This is a genomic window from Microbacterium sp. UBA7513 (assembly GCF_002478345.1).
In the GTDB taxonomy this organism is placed as follows: domain Bacteria; phylum Actinomycetota; class Actinomycetes; order Actinomycetales; family Microbacteriaceae; genus Microbacterium.
Genome location: NZ_DLNJ01000007.1, coordinates 287,141 through 305,272 on the forward strand (window position 1 = coordinate 287,141; position 18,132 = coordinate 305,272).

The following is an 18,132-nucleotide window of genomic DNA, read 5'->3' on the forward strand; positions in this document are numbered from 1 at the left end:
AGGAGGCTGCCGATATCCACTCCGCCATGATTCCAGACCCGCGGGCGCCGTCCCGCATCCACCGCTGGCAGACTGGGCTCATGCTCGCCGCTCTCCCGCTTCCGCATCCGTTCGCATCGAGGAGCGGGGACGCCGTGCTGCGGCGGGCGACCGAGGCCGACGCCGACGCCGTCATCGCGCTGCTCGCCGACGACCCGATCAGCGCCGCCCGCGGCGATGTGGCCTCCGACGAGGACCGCCCGGCGTACGAGCGCGGCCTCCGCGAGATCCTGGCCGACCCGTCGAACGACCTCCTCGTGATCGAGCTCGACGGCGCGGTGGTCGGCACCCTCCAGCTCACCTCGATCCCCGGGATGGCACGCCGCGGCGCCCGGCGGCTGCTCGTCGAGGCGGTCCGGGTCCGCAGCGACCTGCGGTCCTCGGGCATCGGCTCCGCGGTCATGCGCTGGGTCGGCGACACGGCGGCGCCCGCCCTCGGTGCGGCCATGGTGCAGCTCACCTCCGACGCCGCCCGCGCCGACGCCCACCGCTTCTACGAGCGCCTCGGCTACGTGGGCTCGCACCGCGGCTTCAAGTACACCGTCCCGCAGCGCTGAATCGCGGCGCATCCCCGCGCCACCCGCGCGACACCGAGCGTTCACCGGAGCCGCTCCCTGCGGCTACCTCCCCCTCGTAGTGTCCTCTCGCAACCCGACACCGGCGCACAGCGCCGGACACCGAGAGGACACTCATGGCACGCTCCATCCGCCGCGCACGCATCGGCGCCGGCATCGCCCTGGCCACCACGGCCGTCATCGCTCTGACCTCCTGCGCCTCCGCGACCGACTCCCCGGCCGCCGGTGACGACGCCGTGGACGCGGCGAGCGCGACCTCCGTCGAGGACTTCGGCTCGTTCGCCGACCTGGAGGCGGCCGCGAAGGAGGAGGGTCAGCTCAACGTCATCGCCCTCCCCCGCGACTGGGCGAACTACGGCGAGATCCTCGACCTGTTCACGGAGAAGTACCCCGAGATCACCGTCAACGAGGCCTCGCCCGACGTCTCCAGCGCCGAGGAGATCCAGGCGGCCGAGACGAACAAGGGCCTCGACACCGCCCCCGACGTCTTCGACCTCGGCCTGACCGTCGCCCTGCAGAACACCGACGCCTTCGCCCCGTACAAGGTCCAGACCTGGGACGACATCCCCGACGAGCTGAAGGAGCCCACCGGCCTCTTCGTCGGCGACTACGGCGGCTACATGTCGATCGGCTACGACTCCTCCGCCTTCGAGGCGCCGGCGGAGCTGTCCGACCTCCTCTCCGCCGACTACAAGGGCGCCATCGCCATCAACGGCGACCCGACGCAGGCCGGCGCGGCTTTCGCCGCCGTCGGCCTGGCGACCGTGCAGTCGGACGGCACGCTGGACGACTTCCAGCCGGGCATCGACTTCTTCGCCGACCTGCAGAAGGCCGGGAACCTCCTCAAGGTCGACGTCACGACCGCGACCGTCGCCAGCGGCGAGACCCCCGTCGTCTTCGACTGGGACTACCTGAACGCGGCGCACACGGCCGACAACCCGGACTGGAAGGTCGTGGTCTTCGACGGCACCGGCTACGCGGGCTACTACAACCAGGCCATCAACGTCGACGCTCCGAACCCGGCGGCCGCGCGTCTGTGGCAGGAGTTCCTCTACAGCGACGAGGTGCAGAACCTGTGGCTGAAGGGCGGCGCCCGTCCGGTGCGCATGGAGGCGATGACCGAGGCCGGCACGATCGACGAGAAGCTCGCGGCCGCTCTCCCCGACGCTCCGGAGCAGACCGTCGTGCCGACCGAGGAGCAGTCCGAGAACGCCGGCACGCTGCTCGGCGAGAAGTGGGCAGCGGCGGTCCAGTGACCTCCGTCGTCGCACCGGGGGTGGATGCCGCGGCGTCCGCCCCCGCCACCGCCGCCGGACCCGCGTCGCACACGCGGGCCCGACGGTCGGCGCCGTCCGTGGCGTGGCTGGGACTCGTACCGTTCGCCGCCTACGTGCTGCTCTTCCTCGCCGTGCCGACCGTGCTCGCGATCGGCTCCGGGTTCTTCGACGGCGACGGCGCTTTCACCTGGACGAACGTCGCCGCCCTCGGCGACCCGGTGGTGCTCACGACCTTCGCGAACTCGGCGGGGCTGTCGCTGCTCACCGCGGCGGTCGGCGCCCTCGTCGGCGCCCTCGTCGCCTACGCTCTCCTCGGCATGAACCCGGACGGCGTCGTGCGGCGCTCCGTGGACGCGGCCGCCGGGGTCCTCGCGCAGTTCGGCGGGGTCATGCTCGCCTTCGCCTTCATCGCCACGATCGGAATCCAGGGCGTGGTCACGGTCTTCCTCCGTGACACGTTCGGCGTCGACATCTTCGCCGAGGGCACGTGGCTGTACGAGCTGCCCGGCCTCATCCTTCCGTACATCTACTTCCAGGTGCCGCTCATGGTCATCACCTTCCTACCCGCCCTCGCCGCCCTGAAGCCGCAGTGGGTCGAGGCGAACCTCACCCTCGGGGGCAGCAGGGCGAGCTTCTGGCTGCGGATCGGCCTCCCGGTGCTGGCGCCGTCGTTCCTCGCCAGCCTGCTGCTGCTCTTCGCGAACGCGTTCTCCTCGTACGCCACGGCCGCGGCGCTCGCGAGTCAGGGCTCCCAGATCGTCCCGTTGCAGATCCGTACCGCGCTCACGAGCGAGACCCTGCTCGGCCGGGAGAACCTCGCCGGCGCTCTCGCCCTCGGCATGATCATCGTGGTCGGGGTCGTGATGGCGCTGTACTCGCTCATCCAGCGACGTGCCGCGCGGTGGCAGGCATGAACGGCCTCGCCCCGTCGCGCGCGACCCGTGCGGTGATCGGCATCGTCGTCGGGGCGTTCTTCGCGGTGCCCCTCGTGTCGACGTTCCTCTTCACGCTCCGAGGCACGGACGGGCTCTCCTTCGCGCACTGGACCGCCCTCTTCGACCCCGCGGCGTCGGCAGCCCTGAAGCCCCTCTGGACGGGTCTCGGGAACTCGCTGGTCCTCGCGGTCGTCACCGTGGCGATCGTGCTGTTCCTCCTGGCCCCCACGATGATCCTCGTGAACCTCCGCTTCCCCCGGCTCACGGCAGCCTTCGAGTTCGTCGCGCTTCTGCCGATCTCGATCCCCGCGATCGTGCTCGTGGTGGGGCTCGCGCCGATCTACCTGCAGATCGGTCGGACCGTGGGCACCGGCACCTGGACCCTCGCCTTCGCCTACGGCGTCACCGTCCTCCCCTTCGCCTTCCGCTCGATCCAGGCCTCGATCGATGCCGCCGATCTGCGCACGCTGTCCGAAGCGGCGCGCTCGCTCGGGGCGGGCTGGCCGACGGTCGTGCTCCACGTTGTCGCGCCGAACCTCCGACAGGGCCTGCTCGCCGCCTCGCTGATCTCCATCGCGGTGGTGCTCGGAGAGTTCACGATCGCGTCCCTCCTCAACCGGCAGGTCTTCCAGACGGCGATGGTCGTGGTGCAGAAGCAGGACCCGTATGCGCCCGCGATCTTCACACTGCTCGCCCTGTCGTTCGTCTTCCTCCTGCTCCTGCTCATCGGCCGCGTCGCCCGCGGTCCGCGAAAGGCCCGCTCATGACCCTCGATCACGCACTCCCGCGCACCAAGGACAACCTGCTGCTCGCCCAGGCCGGCGACGGCACGCGGGTCGAGCTCCACGGCATCGTCAAGAGCTACGGCGGTACGAGGGTGCTGCACGGCGTGGACCTCGACATCGCCCCCGGGGAGTTCGTCTCGCTGCTCGGTCCCTCCGGCTGCGGCAAGACGACGCTGCTCCGTGTGCTCGCGGGACTGGAAGGCGCCGACGAGGGAACCGTCCTCCTCGGCGGCGGGGACGTCTCGCGAGTGCCGACGAACCGGCGCGACATCGGGATGGTGTTCCAGTCGTACTCGCTCTTCCCGCACCTCCGCGTCGTCGACAACACGGCCTTCGGGCTCCGTCGTCGAGGTGTCGGCAAGACCGAGGCGGCGCGGCGTGCCCTTGATGCGCTCGCCCTCGTGGGCCTCGCCGACCTTGCCGACCGGTTCCCGCATCAGCTCTCCGGCGGACAGCAGCAGCGGGTCGCCCTGGCTCGCGCCCTCGTCACGGAACCCCGGGTGCTTCTGCTCGACGAACCCCTGTCGGCTCTCGACGCCAAGGTGCGCGTGCAGCTCCGCGACGAGATCCGGCGCATCCAGCTGCGGCTCGGCATCACGACCGTCTTCGTCACGCACGACCAAGAGGAGGCCCTCGCGGTGTCGGACCGGATCGCGGTCATGAACGCCGGTCGCATCGAGCAGATCGGCTCCCCGGAAGAGCTGTACACGACTCCCGCGACCGCCGAGGTCGCCGCGTTCGTGGGCCTCTCCAGCGTCGTTTCCGGCGTCGCGGACGGCGAGCACGTCGTCGTGTGGGGGCAACGTCTCCCCTTGCAGACCCCCGCCGACGGCCCCGTCGACGTGTACCTCCGTCCGGAGAACGTGCGCTTCACCACCGCGGAGGACGCCGCCACCGATGCCCTCGTGGAGGAGAGCACGTTCCTCGGCAGCATGCGGCGGACCCTCGTGCGCACGGAGTCGGGCGAGCTCGTCCGCGTGCAGCACGATCCCGCCCTGCACCCGTCGTTCGGTGACCGCGTCCGCATCGCGGTGACCCCTGTCCCGGTGGTCGCGCGCCCCCGCGGCTGACGAGACCCCGGGTTGACGTCGAGACCCCCGGCTGCAGACGTCTGCAGCCGGGGGTCTCGGCGAATGCCCGGGGTCTCGGCGACACCCGAGGCGAGAACTACAGGACGCGGGAGAGGAAGTCCTTCGTGCGCTGGTGCTGCGGATTCGCCAGCACCTCGCGGGGGTCGCCCTCCTCGACGATGTGTCCGCCGTCCATGAAGATCAGCCGCGAACCGACCTCGCGCGCGAAGCCCATCTCATGCGTGACGACGAGCATCGTCATGCCCTCGTCGGCCAGCGACCGCATGACCTGCAGCACCTCGCCGACGAGCTCGGGGTCGAGGGCCGATGTGGGCTCGTCGAACAGCATCATGTCGGGGTTCATGCACAGCGCCCGGGCGATGGCCACCCGCTGCTGCTGCCCACCCGAGAGGTGCCCGGGGTACGCGTCGGCCTTCTCCGCGAGGCCGACGCGCTCGAGCATGGCGCGGGCGACCTTCTCCGCCTCGGCCTTCGAGCGCTTCTTCACCCGCTGCTGCGCGATCGTGAGGTTGCCGAGCACGCTGAGGTGCGGGAAGAGGTTGAAGCTCTGGAACACCATCCCGATACGGGTGCGCACGCGGTCGATGTCGATGTCGGGATCGGTGATGTCGATGCCCTCGATGAGCACCTTGCCGCCCGTGGGCTCCTCCAACAGGTTCACCGAGCGGAGCAGCGTCGACTTCCCGGAACCGGACGGGCCGATCACGCAGACGACCTCGCCCGCCAGAACCGTCAGATCGATGCCCTTGAGCACCTCGTTGTCGCCGAAGCTCTTGTGCAGGTCCTGGATCGCGATCGCCGGGGCCTGTACGTCGATCAGGTCGGTGCTCATCGTGTCCTCGCCATCCGACGCTCCAGCCACGCGCTGAGACGCGTGAGCGGGATCGTCACGATCAGGTAGAGGATCGCCGCCATGATCAGCGGCGTTCCGTTGGCGTTCTGCGTCGCTGCGTCGCGGGCGAAGTTCGTGAGCTCCTTCGACCAGATGAAGGAGCCCGCGACGAACAGCAGCGACGTGTCCTTCAGCAGCAGCACGAACTCGTTCGTCAGCGGCGGGATGATGATCCGGAAGCCCTGCGGGACCACGATCCAGAAGGTCGTCTTCATGGGCGACATGCCGAGCGAACGCGCCGCTTCGGTCTGTCCCTTCGGCACTGCCTGGATTCCGGCCCGAATGGTCTCTGCCATATAGGCGGAGGCCACGAGGATCAGACCGATCAGGCCCAGGACGACCGGCCCGCCGAGGCGGGTCGCCGGCACACCGAGGCCGATCGGCAGGATGAACGCGATCGCGAAGATCGTGAGGATCGCGGGCAGACCGCGGAACAGCTCGATCCACGCCGTCGCGATCCACCGGAACGGCGCGATCACCGAGAGCTTCATCAGCGCCAGCAGGATGCCGAGCAGCAAGCCGCCTGCGAACGCCACCGCCGTGAACCACAGGGTGTTGACGAGCGCCGTGGTGATGATGCCCGGAAGCATCTTCGCCGCGACCTCGGGGTTGAAGTAAAGCTGCGCGATCCGCGCCCAGTCGGTGCTGACGATCGCCCAGACGACGATCGCGAGCAGCACCGCGTAGATCGAGTACCGGTACAGCTTCTGTTTCGTGGTGCGCCTCAACGCCATTGTCAAGGTCCTCCCGACCGACTCAGCTCTCGACTCAGTTGGCCGTGAAGTACTCGTTGTAGATGGTGTCGTACTCGCCGTTGTCCCGGAGCTCCTGCAGAGCCTCGTTCACGGCCTCGCGGAGTTCGTCCTTCTCCCCCTTGGCGAACGCGAAGCCGTAGGACTCGTCGGTCTCGTAGGTCTCGACGATCTTGTAGGCGGAGTCAGCCTTCTCGTGCTCGAGGTTTACGGGCTGATCCTGCAGGATGGCGTCGATCTGCCCGGCCTGCATCGCGGGCCACAGTTCGCCGTCCGACGGGTACTGCACGAGCTGCGCGCCCTTCGCGTTCTCCGTGGCGTAGGCCTCGCCGGTCGTGCCCTGCTGCACGCCGACGTTCTTGCCATCGAGGTCGTCGATGGACTCGATGCCCGAGTCGGTGCGCACGAGCAGCGACTGCAGCGAATCGTAGTACGGGTCCGAGAAGTCGATGTTGGCTTTGCGCTCGTCGGTGATCGTCATGGCCGAGGCACCGATGTCGCACTGGCCGGCGGCGAGAGTCGTGCCGGACTGCAGCGCATCGAAGCCCACATCCTGCACCGAGAGCTCGAGGTCGAGCTGCTCGGCGATCGCACCGAGGAGGTCGATGTCGAAGCCGGTGTACTCACCGTTGTCACCCTCGAACTCGAACGGCGGGTAGGGGATGTCGGAGCAGACAGTGAGCTTGCCCGCCTCGATGAGTCCGTAGTCGTCACCGGCAGCGGACTCGCCGCCACTGCCCGCGTCGGAAGAGCCGGTGGCGCATCCGGCGAGCGCGAGGGTGGCGGTGGCCGCGATCGCGAGGCCGGCGAAGAGGTTACGACGGGACATGTCGGCTCCTGGGAGTCGGGGGGCGGGTGAGCCCACGGACGGGTAGGAGTTCATCTAAACATGCGGCTCGTCGCGTGACCAATGACATCCCCTCGCGCCGCATTACGTTTGTGTTTCGGTGCCGGGGGCCACGGCTCGACGCTCAGAGCTCGGCGTCGACCGCCACACGGCCGGAGACGACCGAGCGGATGTATGCGGCGACCTCCTCGTGCGCGGGGTGCACCTGGTACTGCTCCAGGTCCGCGACGGAGTCGAAGTCCGCGACCAGGGTCACGTCCCAGTTCGCGTCGGGGTAGACGTCGTTCGCACCGGCCCAGATGCTGCGCAGCTGCGGCACGACCCCGTCGAGGGCGTTGAGGCGGCGGGCGACCTCGGCCGCCTGGGCCTGCCGCTCCTCCGCGTCCTCCGCGGCGAGCTTCCAGGTCACGACATGGCGGATGGTCATCGCAGCTCCTTCTGGTCGGCACGGGCCTCCGCGCCGACGGCTTCCTCCAGCGCTTCGCGCAGCCGGTCGGGGGACACGCGCCAGTGCGCATGCAGTCGTCCGTCGATGAGGACGACCGGGATCTTCTCCCACCACTGCTCGTACAGGGCAGGGTCGTCCTGGATCGACGCCTCGACGATCTGGATGCGCTCCGCGGCGGCGTCCGGCAGTTCGGCGACGACCGCGTCGACGACCTCGGAGGCCACGGCGCACAGATGGCAGTCGGGCTTGCCGATGAGGGTCAGCGTCGTCACGACGACGGGACCTCCACCTCGCGTCCCTGGGCGATCCACTCGCCGGTGCCGCCCTCGACGTTGGTGGCGTCGTAGCCGCGGGCCTCAAGCGCCTCGACCACACGGGCCGAGCGGCCGCCGGCCTGGCAGATCACGTCGAACGACTCGGCGGGAAGCTCGTCCAGGCGGTTGCCGATCTCGGACATCGGGATGTTCACGGCGCCGGGGACGTGGCCGGCCTGGAACTCGTGCACCTCCCGGACATCGATGAGGGGCGTGCCGGAGCGCTCGGCGAGTTCGGCGACGGTGATCGACTTCATGACATCCTCTCGGCGGTGCGGAACGGCGCGCAGAGACACAAAGCGCCCGTCCGAAGACAGGCGCTCGGTGTCTGGCCGCTTACTTCTTGTTGCGGCGCTGGTGGCGAGTCTTGCGAAGCAGCTTGCGGTGCTTCTTCTTCGCCATGCGCTTGCGGCGCTTCTTGATGACAGAACCCACGGAAACCTCACTAAGTCAGGGGCTGGGTGTCGCCGGAATCGGACACCCGGGTACGAGCACGAAAAATGCCTCGGATCATCCTAGCAAACTCAGGAGGGTGCCCCGCGCCCTCCGTCAGCCGGCGTCGGCGATGGGCCGCTGCAGAGCCTCCGCGACGGCGGATTCCGGCACGCGGTAGCTCCGTCCGAATCGGATGGCGGGGAGGTCACCGGCGTGCACGAGCCGGTACACGGTCATCTTGGACACGCGCATGAGCTCGGCGACTTCGGCCACCGTCAGGAATCGGACGTCTGGAACCTCGGGCATCCCACGTACCCCTTTCTCGATGAGCACACTCTATGGGGTCGCTGGGACGCGTGTAAACCCGCGTGGCTGTTGTGATCAGTGGGATGTAGGCACGGTCGCGAACGCCCGGACCGGGAACGTGCCGAACCCGCGGATCGCCGGAGGGGCCGCGGTGAACCGCGCCCCGCGCGCGGGGAGGTGATCCAGAGCGGTGAGGTGCTCGACGACGTGCACGCCCGCCGCGAGGAGGATGCTGTGCGCCGGCCGCTCCCCGCCGCTCTCCGTGTCGTCGATGTTGAGCGCGTCGATGCCGACCAGACTCACCCCCGCGTCCACGAGGAAGCGCGCGGCGTCCTCCTCGAGAAAGGGCGAGCCGGTGCCGTAGGCGGGCGTGCCGAACAGCCGGCTCCAGCCGGTATCCAGGAGCACCGCGCTGCCGCGGAGCTCGCGGTCGGCGAGCGTCGGCGCCTTGATACCGCGGCGTTCGGACGTCCAGGCGTCGCGGAGGTGGAAGACCTCGGCGGGCAGGTCCACGAGAGTGTCGAGGTCGAGCGCCGCGCGGGTGAGGTGCGGGGTGATGGTCGGCGCCGGCAGCCCGGGATAGGCGACCATGCCCTCCGCGATCGGGTGGCTCAGGTCGACGACCCGTTCGGTGCGGTCTGCGGGGGCCGGAGCCGTGACGCCGCGACTGCCCCTGTGCGGCTCGGCGACGATCCGCAGGTCGCGGAGCTCCACCTCGCCTACGAGGGCCAGACCGAGGTGCGACACGAGCAGACCGGAGACCTCGGCAGCGGTCACGTCCTTCCGCGGCAGGTCGAGCCGGAACCCCTGCCCCTGCAGTCCGCCGCCGTTGGCAAAGGTGATCGCGAAGTCGAAATGCGCGCGGTACTCGTCCGTCATGCGCTCATCCTGCCGGAGACAGCCGAGACCGTGATGTGCGCGCCCGCCCTGCTCGAACCGGCACACCGGCGTCCAGCCCGCTCATAGCCCGCATTGCCCGATCGCTCAGACAGCCCTGCCAGTGTCGGTGCAGGACCCGTGCCGGCACCTGCCGAGTCCGCGCGGATCTGGGGTCCGCACACCGCCCCCGACGGCATCCCCCCTGCTGTCGGGGGCGGTTCTCCGCCGGTGCGAGGCGCGGTATCAGGCGCCGAGGCGCTTCAGTGCGTTCGTGACGACGTGCTTGGCGGAGGCGGCCGCACGCCCGACGACCTCGGCCGCGTGTGCGGCTCCGTCGGGGATCGGGGCGCCGGGGTACGCGATGTCCGGCGCCGCATCGCCGAACGCGTCGACGAGGAACGGGACCAGCCAGTCGTCGACGGCTTCCAGCGGCGCGACGGAAAGGCTGTAGAAGCGGCGCTGGCCGTCTTCGCGGACGGTGACCAGCTCGGCGTCGCGGAGCACCTTGAGGTGCTTCGAGACGGTGGGCTGGCTGATGCCGAGGTCGGCCACGATCTGGCTCACGCTCGTGCCGGACTCGCCTTCGGACGTGCGTCGGAGCAGGAGCTGGAGGATGTCGCGCCTCGTACCGTCTGCGATCACGTCGAAGATGTCCGTCATGTGATCAGGGTAGTGCGCCCCGGCACGGAGTACCATGACGAAGGCTCGGCGAGAGGCGCCGTGGTGCGGCCGTGGAACGGACGGCGCAGAAGAAGGGGGCAGCGATGTCGGGCATCGTTTCGGCGTCGTCCCCCCGCACCGGTCTCCCCGGAGCCGCCGGCCGGGTGAAGCACCTCATCACCTCGTCGCCGTCCCGGTTCGCCATCGCCGTCTTCGCACTGCTGATCCTCGTGTTCACGGTGCTGTTCTCGCTGCCGATCGCGTCCGCCAGCGGCACGGTGACACCGCTCAGCGACGCCCTCTTCACCGCCGTCTCCACGATCTGCGTGACGGGCCTCGCGACCGTCGACATGGCCAACCACTGGTCACCCTTCGGACACGTCGTCGTGTTCATCGGCGTCAACATCGGCGCCCTCGGCGTGCTGACCCTCGCCTCCCTCATGGGGATGCTCATCTCGAAGCGCCTCGGGCTCCGGGCGAAGCTCATGGCGGCGGGCGACACGAACCCGCTCCGCGCGCACGGCGGTGTGGTGAACGAGAGCCAGACGGTGCGGCTGGGCGAGGTGGGCCAGCTGCTCACCACGGTCGCCGTCTCCGCCCTCTTCATCGAAGCCGCCCTCGCCGCCCTCCTCTACCCGGCGCTGGTGATGGCCGGGGTCGACCCGATCGCCGCGCTTTGGGAGGCCCCGTACTTCGCGGCGATGGCGTTCACCAACACCGGCTTCGCCCCGAACGACGGCGGGGTGGCCGTCTTCGCCGACGACTACCTCGTGCTGTCGCTGCTCATGGTCGGCGTGTTCCTCGGGAGCATCGGCTTCCCGGTGATCTACACGCTCGCGAAGCACGTCTGGCACGTCAAGCGGTGGTCGCTGCACTCGAAGCTGACCATCGTCACCACGGTGCTGCTCTTCATTCTCGGCGCCGCCGCCTTCCTCATCCTCGAGTACGACAACCCCAAGACCTTCGGGTCCATGGACGCGGCGGACACGACCTTCCAGGCGTTCTTCCTCTCCGCGATGACCCGCTCCGGCGGCTTCAACGTCATCGAGATGGACGATCTCAACGGCTCGTCGCTGCTCGCCGCCAGCATGCTCATGTTCGTCGGCGGCGGGTCCGCGTCGACGGCGGGCGGCATCAAGGTGACCACGCTCGCAGTCCTCGCGATCGCGGTCTGGTCCGAGGCGAAGGGCCGCCAGTCCGTCGAGGCGTTCGGCCGCCGCATCCCCAGCGACGTGCAGCGCGTCGCCCTCAGCGTCGTCGCCTGGGGCGCCACGATCGTGGCCCTGTCGACCATCGTGATCGCACAGATCACCAAGGCCGACATCAGCCACGTGCTCTTCGACGTCATCTCCGCGTTCGGCACGGTCGGGCTCTCGACGGGCCTCACCGGGGAGCTTCCGGATTCCGCCTCGTACGTCATGGCCGCGACGATCTTCATGGGCCGCGTTGGTACAGTGACTCTCGCTGCGGCAGTCGCCGCGACATCGCGCACGCAGTACTACTCACTGCCCGTGGAAAGGCCGATCGTTGGTTGAAGTCCTTCGGGGGGACGCTCCCGTCCTCGTCATCGGTCTCGGCCGGTTCGGCGCCGCCTGCGCCGGCGAGCTCGACCGCCTCGACCGCGAGGTGCTCGCGATCGACGACAACCTCGAGCTCGTGCAGAAGTGGTCGGACCGCGTCACGCACACGGTGCAGGCCGACGCCCGCAACATCGATGCCCTCCGCCAGATCGGCGCCCAGGACTTCCAGGTCGCGGTCGTCGCCGTCGGCTCCTCGATCGAGGCGTCCGTGCTCATCACGGCCAACCTCGTCGACCTCAAGGTGCCGCAGATCTGGGCGAAGGCGGTCTCGCAGTCGCACGGCAAGATCCTGGCCCGCGTGGGCGCCAACCACGTCATCTACCCCGAGCGCGAGGCCGGCGAGCGCGTGGCCCACCTCGTGAGCGGGCGCATGCTCGACTTCATCCGCTTCGACGACGACTTCGTCCTGGCCAAGATGTACCCGCCGAAGTTCATCCGCGGCGTCGGTCTGAACGAGTCCGGTGTGCGCTCGAAGTACAAGGTCACCGTCGTCGGCGTGAAGAGCCCGGGCAAGCCGTTCCGCTACGCGGAGGCCAACACGATCGTGACCAACCACGACCTCATCATCGTCTCCGGGACGAACAGCGACATCGAGCGCTTCGCCGCCCTCGACCGCTGAGCCGGGTCCTCACCGCGGCGGGAGTCCTCCCCGCGGTGGATGCGGCCTCTGCGACGCCCGTGGTGGGATGGGGGCATGAGCGATCACGCCCCCGCACCGCCCGTCCTCGCCCTCCGCGGGCTCCGCAAGCAGTTCGGCCAGAAGGTCGCCGTCGACGCGCTGTCGCTGGACGTCCCCGCGGGCTCGATGCTGGGGCTGCTCGGCCCGAACGGTGCGGGCAAGACGACGACGCTCGCGATGACCACCGGGCTCCTGCGCCCAGACGCCGGGACGGCCTGGGTGCTCGGCGCCGACGTCTGGCAGGACCCTGCCGCCGCGAAGGCGCGGATGGGCGTGCTCCCCGACGGTATCCGGATGCTCGACCGGCTCAGCGGCGCGGAGCTGCTGCGCTACACCGGCCTGCTGCGCGGCATGCCGGAGGCGGAGGTCGTCTCCCGCTCCGGCGAGCTCCTCGATGCCCTTGGCCTGACGGAGGCGGGCGACACCCTCGTCGTCGACTACTCGGCCGGCATGAAGAAGAAGATCGGCCTGGCCTGCGCGCTCATCCACGCGCCCCGGCTGCTGATCCTCGACGAACCCCTCGAAGCCGTCGACCCGGTCTCCGGGCAGACGATCCGGCAGATCCTGCGCTCCTTCGTGGACGGCGGCGGCACGGTCGTCCTCTCCAGCCACGTCATGGAGCTCGTCGAGTCGCTGTGCGACCGCGTCGCCATCGTGGCCGAGGGGCGTCTGCTCGCCCACGGCGCCCTCGACGAGGTTCGGGCCGGACTCACGCTGCAGGAGCGCTTCCTCAGCCTCGTCGGCGCGCACGACCTCGGAACGGAGACCCTCGCGTGGTTGCGCTCCTCGTAGGTCTGCGGCTGCGACAGCTCGGGCATCAGCTCTCCCGCAACCCCTGGATGATCGTGACCCTCGTGATCGTGGGTCTCGTCGCGCTGAGCATGCTGGGACTGCTGACCGTCGGTCTGATCGCGCTGCGGGTGGGCGCTCCGGACGTCGCCGTGACCGCGATGGTGCTCACCGGCGCCATCGTCGTGCTCGGGTGGTGGATCGGGTCGATCCTCGTCAGTGCGGACGACTCGCTGGCACCCGAGCGGTTCGCCCTGCTTCCGGTGACCGCCCGCACCCTCCTCCCCGGTCTCGTCGTGGCGGGGATGACGACGATCGGCGGCATCGGCACCGCCCTGGCCCTGCTGCTGATGCTCGTGGGATGGTCGGTCAGCGTTCCGGCCCTCCTGGTCGCGGTGCTCATGGTCCCCGTGGCTCTCGCGACCTGCGTGCTGGGCGCCCGCGTCGTCAGCGGACTGCTCGCGGGATGGCTCGCCCGCCGGCGGACGCGCGACCTCGTCCTCACCCTCGGCGTGGTCCTGCTCGCCTCGTCCGGCCTCCTCCTCAACATCGGGTTGCAGGCGCTGTCGACCGTGCGCGACGTCGGTGGCGCCTTCGCGGCGGTCGCCGAGATCGCCGCGTGGACGCCGGTCGCCGCCGTGTTCGGAGTCCCCGCCGCCGTGGCACAGGGCGACGTCGTCACCGCCGTCCTGCGGCTGCTCGTCGCCGCCGCCACCCTGGCGGTCTTCTGGGTCGCCGCGCGCCGGATGCTCGCCGCGCGCCTCGTCGCACCCCTGCAGTCGAGCGGGGGCGGACGCGTGCGCTCGGGAGGCGTGCTCGACCGCCTGCTGCCCGCGGGACCCGTCGGCGCCATCGCGGGACGGACGCTCCGCTACTTCCGCCGCGACCCGCGTCAGGTCGTCAACATCGTGATGCTCCTGCTGCTCCCCGCGATCTTCCTCGGACTCGCGCTCATGAACGGACTGCAGCAGGACAGTACCGGCTTCGCACCCGCGATCACCCTCATCCCGGCGATCAACGCCCTGCTCGCCGGGAGCATCGTGCAGATGGCGATCGCGTACGACAACGACGCGGTCGCGCTGCACATCCTCACCGGGGTGAGCGGGACGGCCGACCGCGTTGGACGGCTGCTCGGGTTCGCGCTGGTCGCCGTGCCGATCACGATCCTCCTGTGCGTGGTGACCTGTCTGCTGGCCGGACGTCCGGATCTGCTTCCGGGCAGCCTGGGCGCCGCGCTCGGGCTCATGGCGGTGTCGGCGGGCGCGGGCTCCTGGGTGGGAGCGTTCCTGCCGGGGCGCGCTCCGGCACCCGAGGCCAACCCGTTCGGACGCGGCTCCTCCGGCGGCGCGCAGTCCTTCCTCGCGATGCTCATCATGTCGCCGATCACGCTGCTGCTCGGCGGTCCCGCCCTCGGCTTCGCGATCGCGTCGATCTGGATCCCGCCCTTGGGCTGGGCGAGCCTCGCGGCCGCCGTCGTCCTCGGGGGTGCCGCGATCTGGGGTGGCACGGTGCTCGGCGGTCGCGTCCTGCAACGGCGCTGGCCCGAGGTGCTCGCCGAGGTCGGCAGCGACGCCTAGCCGCCCGGCCCCTCGCCGCAACAGGCACTCGCGCGGGTTCAGGCTCCAGGGCTGCTGGCTGCCTGAACTCGCGTGATCGCCTGCTCTCGCGAGGTCGCCTGCTCCCGCGACGCCTCGCCGCAACAGGCACTCGCGGGAGTTCAGGCTCCAGGGGTCCTGGCTGCCTGAACTCGCGTGATCGCCTGTCCTCGCGGGGTGGGAGCGCGCGGGAACAGGCAGGTGGGATCAGGCGCCGGCGGCAAGCTCCTTCGCGCGAGCGAGGGCGGCGGCAGCGGCAGTGGCGAAGGTGTCGGACAGGTGGGCGTCCTGGAGCACGGCGACCGCGCGCTCCGTCGTCCCCTTCGGGCTCGTCACCCGGCGGCGCAGCTCGGCGGGGTCCTCCCCCGTCGAGTCCAGCAGAGCCGTCGCGCCGATGAACGTCTGCTCCGCCAGCAGACGGGCGTCCGCGTCGGCGAAGCCCATCTCCCGCGCGGCCGCGGTGAACTCCTCGATGAGGAGGAAGACGTAGGCGGGACCGGAGCCCGAGATCGTCGAGAGCGCATCGATCTGCGACTCGGGGACCTCCACCACCGCCCCCACCGTCTCGAACAGACGGCGCACGAGCGCGAGGTCGTCGGGAGTCGCCGCGGCGCCGGTCGCGAGCCCGGTGACCCCCTTGCGGATCGTCGACGGGGTGTTCGGCATCGAGCGGATGACGCGGGCCTCCGGGCCGAGGACATCCGCGAAGGTCTGCAGCGTGACCCCCGCGGCGAGGCTCACCACGACGGTCTCCGGGCTGAGGTGCGGCGCGATCTCACGGAGGAGATCGGGGACCATCGCCGGCTTCACCCCGACCAGGACCACCCGTGCGCCGGCCACCGCGTCGGCATTGCCCTCCGGCCGCTCGGACAGCGCGATGCTGGTGACGCCGTCGAGGCCCGCGAATGCCTCCGCCTTCTCCGGCGTGCGGTTCGTCGCGGTGATCCCTCCGTCCACAGGGACCCCCGAGGCGAGCACACCGCGGAGGATCGCTCCCCCCATCGAACCGGCACCGAGGAACGCGAGGGACGGGAGCGCATCAGCCATGTCGTCATCCTACGGCGGGCGCTCCTGTGACGGCCGTGTTGCCGTCCTAGACTCGTCGCATGAGTGCATCCGGAGGCAGCAAGGCCATCGTCGCGGCGTTCCTGGCGAACCTGGGCATCGCTCTCGCGAAGTTCCTCGCGTGGGCTCTCTCCGGCTCGGCCTCGATGCTCGCCGAGGCGATCCACTCCGTCGCCGACTCGGGAAACCAGCTCCTGCTGATGCTCGGCGGGCGCAAGGCGAAGCGCCACGCGGACCGCTCGCACCCGTTCGGCTACGGACGCGAACGCTACGTCTACGCGTTCGTCGTGTCGATCATCCTCTTCTCCGTCGGCGGACTCTTCGCGATCTACGAAGGCGTGGAGAAGCTCACCCACCCGCATGAGATCGACCAGACCTGGTGGTGGCTCCCGCTCGTCGTGCTGTTCATCGCGATCGGCCTGGAGTCGTTCTCGCTCCGCACCGCCGTGCGCGAGAGCAATGTCGTCCGCGAGAAGGGCCAGTCCTGGTTCTCCTTCGTCCGGCGGTCCAAGGCACCGGAGCTCCCTGTGGTCCTCCTGGAAGACGTCGGGGCCCTCACCGGCCTCACCTTCGCCCTGCTCGGCGTCGGCCTCACGCTCCTCACCGGCAACCCCGTCTTCGACGCCCTCGGCACGGTGATGATCGGTGTCCTCCTCGTGCTCATCGCGATCGTGCTGGGGGTCGAGACGAAGAGCCTGCTCGTCGGCGAGGGCGCGACCCCCACCGACTACGACCGCATCGTGGACGCGATCAACGACGGTCCGGAGATCGAGAAGATCATCCACATGAAGACCCTCTACCTGGGGCCCGACGAGCTGATGGTCGCCGCGAAGATCGCGCTCAGCGCCGACAAGCCGCTGCGCGAGGTCGCGGACGACATCGACGAGATCGAGGCCCGCATCCGCGCCGCCGTGCCGGTCGCCCGGGTCGTCTACATCGAGCCGGACGTCTACCGTCCCGCGATCGATCCGGAGCCCTCGACGGACGTCTTCGTCCTCAAGTCCTCGGACTGAGCGTTCAGCGACGGTCCTCGAAGAAGGCGCGCAACAGCGCGATGGACGCGTGCTCGTCCACGCCGCCGATCACCTCGGCACGGTAGGGCAGGCGGCGGTCGCGCAACACGTCGTACATCGAGCCGGCCGCTCCCGCCTTGTCGTCCCACGCCCCGAAGACCACGCGGCCGATGCGCGCCTGGAGGATCGCACCGGCGCACATCACGCAGGGCTCGAGGGTGACGACGAGCGTGCAGCCGTCGAGGTTCCACGACCCGCGGACCGATGCCGCGCCGCGGATCGCCTCGATCTCGGCGTGCCCGGTCGGGTCGTGCGTGGCCTCGCGGGTGTTCCGCCCTTCGGCCAGGACACGGCCCTCCGCGTCGAGCACGACGGCGCCGACGGGGATCTCCGCCGCGGTCGCGGCCTCGGCGGCGAGCTCGAGTGCGCGCTGCATCGCGAGGCGGTCGGCGGCGGTCATGCCCCGAGCCTACGGCAGCGCGAGGCGGCCGCCACGGCACCCGATGTCGTGCGCGGACCCGGCGCGCATTAGCCTGTATCCATGCGTGTTCACGTCGCCGACCACCCTCTCATCACCCACAAGCTCTCGGTGCTGCGCGACGCGCGCACCCCGTCGCCGGTCTTCCGCCAGCTGACCGAAGAGCTCGTGACGCTCCTCGCGTACGAGGCGACGCGGAATGTGAAGGTCACTCCCATCGAGATCACGACGCCGGTCACCACGACCACGGGTGTGAAGATCTCCGAGCCGCGACCCATCGTCGTCCCCATCCTGCGCGCCGGTCTCGGCATGCTCGAAGGCCTCGTCAAGCTCCTCCCCACCGCGGAGGTCGGTTTCCTCGGCATGGTCCGCGACGAGGAGACCTTTGAGCCCACCACCTACGCCGAGCGGCTTCCGGACGACCTCTCCGACCGTCAGTGCTTCGCGATCGACCCGATGCTCGCGACCGGCGGCTCTCTGGCCGCGGCCATCCAGTTCCTGTTCGACCGCGGCGCGAAGGACGTCACGGCGATCTGCCTGCTGGGCACCCCGGAGGGCGTGGCCGCGATCGAGGCGATGGCCGGCGACCGTGATGTGACCCTCGTCCTCGGAGCGCTCGACGAGCGTCTCGACGAGAAGGGCTACATCGTGCCCGGCCTCGGCGATGCGGGCGACCGCCTCTACGGCACCGTCTGACC

At 70.0% G+C, this 18,132-nt stretch carries 23 protein-coding genes; 11 read left to right on the forward strand and 12 right to left on the reverse strand.

Annotated elements, in window-relative coordinates; genetic code table 11:
• Window positions 1-80: 80 nt before the first annotated feature.
• The 5 genes from B2W79_RS04210 (at window position 81) to B2W79_RS04230 (ending at window position 4,681) form a co-directional block, all read left to right on the forward strand.
• On the forward strand, window positions 81-596 hold the full coding sequence (locus B2W79_RS04210) for a GNAT family N-acetyltransferase (protein ID WP_071328052.1): 516 nt from the start codon (window positions 81-83) through the stop codon (window positions 594-596).
• Between the two features lie 134 nt (window positions 597-730).
• Window positions 731-1,870 (forward strand): ABC transporter substrate-binding protein, encoded by a 1,140-nt coding sequence (locus B2W79_RS04215; RefSeq protein ID WP_292787420.1) that lies wholly within the window; start codon window positions 731-733, stop codon window positions 1,868-1,870.
• The gene (locus tag B2W79_RS04220; RefSeq protein ID WP_396654723.1) at window positions 1,867-2,805 is read left to right on the forward strand and encodes an ABC transporter permease; all 939 of its coding nucleotides are present in this window, start codon (window positions 1,867-1,869) and stop codon (window positions 2,803-2,805) included. The genes B2W79_RS04215 and B2W79_RS04220 overlap by 4 nt, the downstream gene beginning before the upstream one ends.
• Complete coding sequence (locus B2W79_RS04225; protein WP_071327578.1) at window positions 2,802-3,593, forward strand: ABC transporter permease; 792 nt, start codon at window positions 2,802-2,804, stop codon at window positions 3,591-3,593. The genes B2W79_RS04220 and B2W79_RS04225 overlap by 4 nt, the downstream gene beginning before the upstream one ends.
• Window positions 3,590-4,681, forward strand: a complete 1,092-nt coding sequence (locus B2W79_RS04230; protein WP_071327579.1) for an ABC transporter ATP-binding protein — start codon at window positions 3,590-3,592, stop codon at window positions 4,679-4,681. Before B2W79_RS04225 ends, B2W79_RS04230 begins: the two co-directional genes overlap by 4 nt.
• A 97-nt stretch (window positions 4,682-4,778) precedes the next feature.
• Here the strand turns inward: B2W79_RS04230 and B2W79_RS04235 are convergent, their stop codons facing one another.
• The 10 genes from B2W79_RS04235 to B2W79_RS04280 form a co-directional block, all read right to left on the reverse strand.
• Complete coding sequence (locus B2W79_RS04235; protein WP_060921706.1) at window positions 4,779-5,534, reverse strand: amino acid ABC transporter ATP-binding protein; 756 nt, start codon at window positions 5,532-5,534, stop codon at window positions 4,779-4,781.
• The gene (locus tag B2W79_RS04240) at window positions 5,531-6,328 is read right to left on the reverse strand and encodes an amino acid ABC transporter permease (RefSeq protein WP_060921705.1); all 798 of its coding nucleotides are present in this window, start codon (window positions 6,326-6,328) and stop codon (window positions 5,531-5,533) included. Before B2W79_RS04240 ends, B2W79_RS04235 begins: the two co-directional genes overlap by 4 nt.
• Before the next feature lie 34 nt (window positions 6,329-6,362).
• Window positions 6,363-7,175, reverse strand: a complete 813-nt coding sequence (locus B2W79_RS04245; RefSeq protein WP_292787426.1) for a basic amino acid ABC transporter substrate-binding protein — start codon at window positions 7,173-7,175, stop codon at window positions 6,363-6,365.
• Between the two features lie 142 nt (window positions 7,176-7,317).
• Window positions 7,318-7,620, reverse strand: coding sequence for a Dabb family protein (locus B2W79_RS04250; protein WP_071327581.1), 303 nt, complete (start codon window positions 7,618-7,620; stop codon window positions 7,318-7,320).
• Window positions 7,617-7,913, reverse strand: a complete 297-nt coding sequence (locus B2W79_RS04255; RefSeq protein ID WP_102208046.1) for a glutaredoxin family protein — start codon at window positions 7,911-7,913, stop codon at window positions 7,617-7,619. The genes B2W79_RS04250 and B2W79_RS04255 overlap by 4 nt, the downstream gene beginning before the upstream one ends.
• The gene (locus B2W79_RS04260) at window positions 7,910-8,212 is read right to left on the reverse strand and encodes a rhodanese-like domain-containing protein (RefSeq protein ID WP_025104462.1); all 303 of its coding nucleotides are present in this window, start codon (window positions 8,210-8,212) and stop codon (window positions 7,910-7,912) included. The genes B2W79_RS04255 and B2W79_RS04260 overlap by 4 nt, the downstream gene beginning before the upstream one ends.
• Window positions 8,213-8,291: 79 nt before the next feature.
• The gene (locus tag B2W79_RS04265; RefSeq protein WP_003792170.1) at window positions 8,292-8,390 is read right to left on the reverse strand and encodes a 30S ribosomal protein bS22; all 99 of its coding nucleotides are present in this window, start codon (window positions 8,388-8,390) and stop codon (window positions 8,292-8,294) included.
• Window positions 8,391-8,504: 114 nt separating this feature from the next.
• Window positions 8,505-8,696, reverse strand: coding sequence for a helix-turn-helix domain-containing protein (locus B2W79_RS04270; protein WP_025104463.1), 192 nt, complete (start codon window positions 8,694-8,696; stop codon window positions 8,505-8,507).
• A 75-nt stretch (window positions 8,697-8,771) separates the two neighbouring features.
• Window positions 8,772-9,575, reverse strand: coding sequence for a cyclase family protein (locus B2W79_RS04275; RefSeq protein ID WP_292787431.1), 804 nt, complete (start codon window positions 9,573-9,575; stop codon window positions 8,772-8,774).
• Window positions 9,576-9,818: 243 nt separating this feature from the next.
• Window positions 9,819-10,235 (reverse strand): ArsR/SmtB family transcription factor, encoded by a 417-nt coding sequence (locus B2W79_RS04280; RefSeq protein ID WP_025104468.1) that lies wholly within the window; start codon window positions 10,233-10,235, stop codon window positions 9,819-9,821.
• 104 nt (window positions 10,236-10,339) lie between these two features.
• Here B2W79_RS04280 and B2W79_RS04285 point away from each other — a divergent pair, with 104 nt between their 5' ends.
• The 4 genes from B2W79_RS04285 (at window position 10,340) to B2W79_RS04300 (ending at window position 14,860) form a co-directional block, all read left to right on the forward strand.
• Window positions 10,340-11,770, forward strand: coding sequence for a TrkH family potassium uptake protein (locus B2W79_RS04285; RefSeq protein ID WP_071327584.1), 1,431 nt, complete (start codon window positions 10,340-10,342; stop codon window positions 11,768-11,770).
• Window positions 11,763-12,434, forward strand: a complete 672-nt coding sequence (locus B2W79_RS04290; protein ID WP_025104470.1) for a potassium channel family protein — start codon at window positions 11,763-11,765, stop codon at window positions 12,432-12,434. Before B2W79_RS04285 ends, B2W79_RS04290 begins: the two co-directional genes overlap by 8 nt.
• A gap of 75 nt (window positions 12,435-12,509) precedes the next feature.
• Window positions 12,510-13,286, forward strand: coding sequence for an ABC transporter ATP-binding protein (locus tag B2W79_RS04295; protein ID WP_071327585.1), 777 nt, complete (start codon window positions 12,510-12,512; stop codon window positions 13,284-13,286).
• Window positions 13,268-14,860, forward strand: coding sequence for a hypothetical protein (locus B2W79_RS04300; RefSeq protein WP_292787434.1), 1,593 nt, complete (start codon window positions 13,268-13,270; stop codon window positions 14,858-14,860). Before B2W79_RS04295 ends, B2W79_RS04300 begins: the two co-directional genes overlap by 19 nt.
• 225 nt (window positions 14,861-15,085) lie before the next feature.
• Here the strand turns inward: B2W79_RS04300 and proC are convergent, their stop codons facing one another.
• On the reverse strand, window positions 15,086-15,925 hold the full coding sequence (gene proC / locus B2W79_RS04305; protein ID WP_292787436.1) for a pyrroline-5-carboxylate reductase: 840 nt from the start codon (window positions 15,923-15,925) through the stop codon (window positions 15,086-15,088).
• 59 nt (window positions 15,926-15,984) lie between these two features.
• Between proC and B2W79_RS04310 the strand changes: the two genes are divergently transcribed.
• Window positions 15,985-16,956, forward strand: a complete 972-nt coding sequence (locus tag B2W79_RS04310; protein WP_292787437.1) for a cation diffusion facilitator family transporter — start codon at window positions 15,985-15,987, stop codon at window positions 16,954-16,956.
• A 4-nt stretch (window positions 16,957-16,960) separates the two neighbouring features.
• On the opposite strand, the gene B2W79_RS04315 is transcribed toward B2W79_RS04310, so the two are convergent.
• Window positions 16,961-17,416, reverse strand: coding sequence for a nucleoside deaminase (locus tag B2W79_RS04315; protein ID WP_071327589.1), 456 nt, complete (start codon window positions 17,414-17,416; stop codon window positions 16,961-16,963).
• Between the two features lie 81 nt (window positions 17,417-17,497).
• Here B2W79_RS04315 and upp point away from each other — a divergent pair, with 81 nt between their 5' ends.
• The gene (gene upp, locus B2W79_RS04320; RefSeq protein ID WP_025104476.1) at window positions 17,498-18,130 is read left to right on the forward strand and encodes a uracil phosphoribosyltransferase; all 633 of its coding nucleotides are present in this window, start codon (window positions 17,498-17,500) and stop codon (window positions 18,128-18,130) included.
• Window positions 18,131-18,132: the final 2 nt, after the last annotated feature.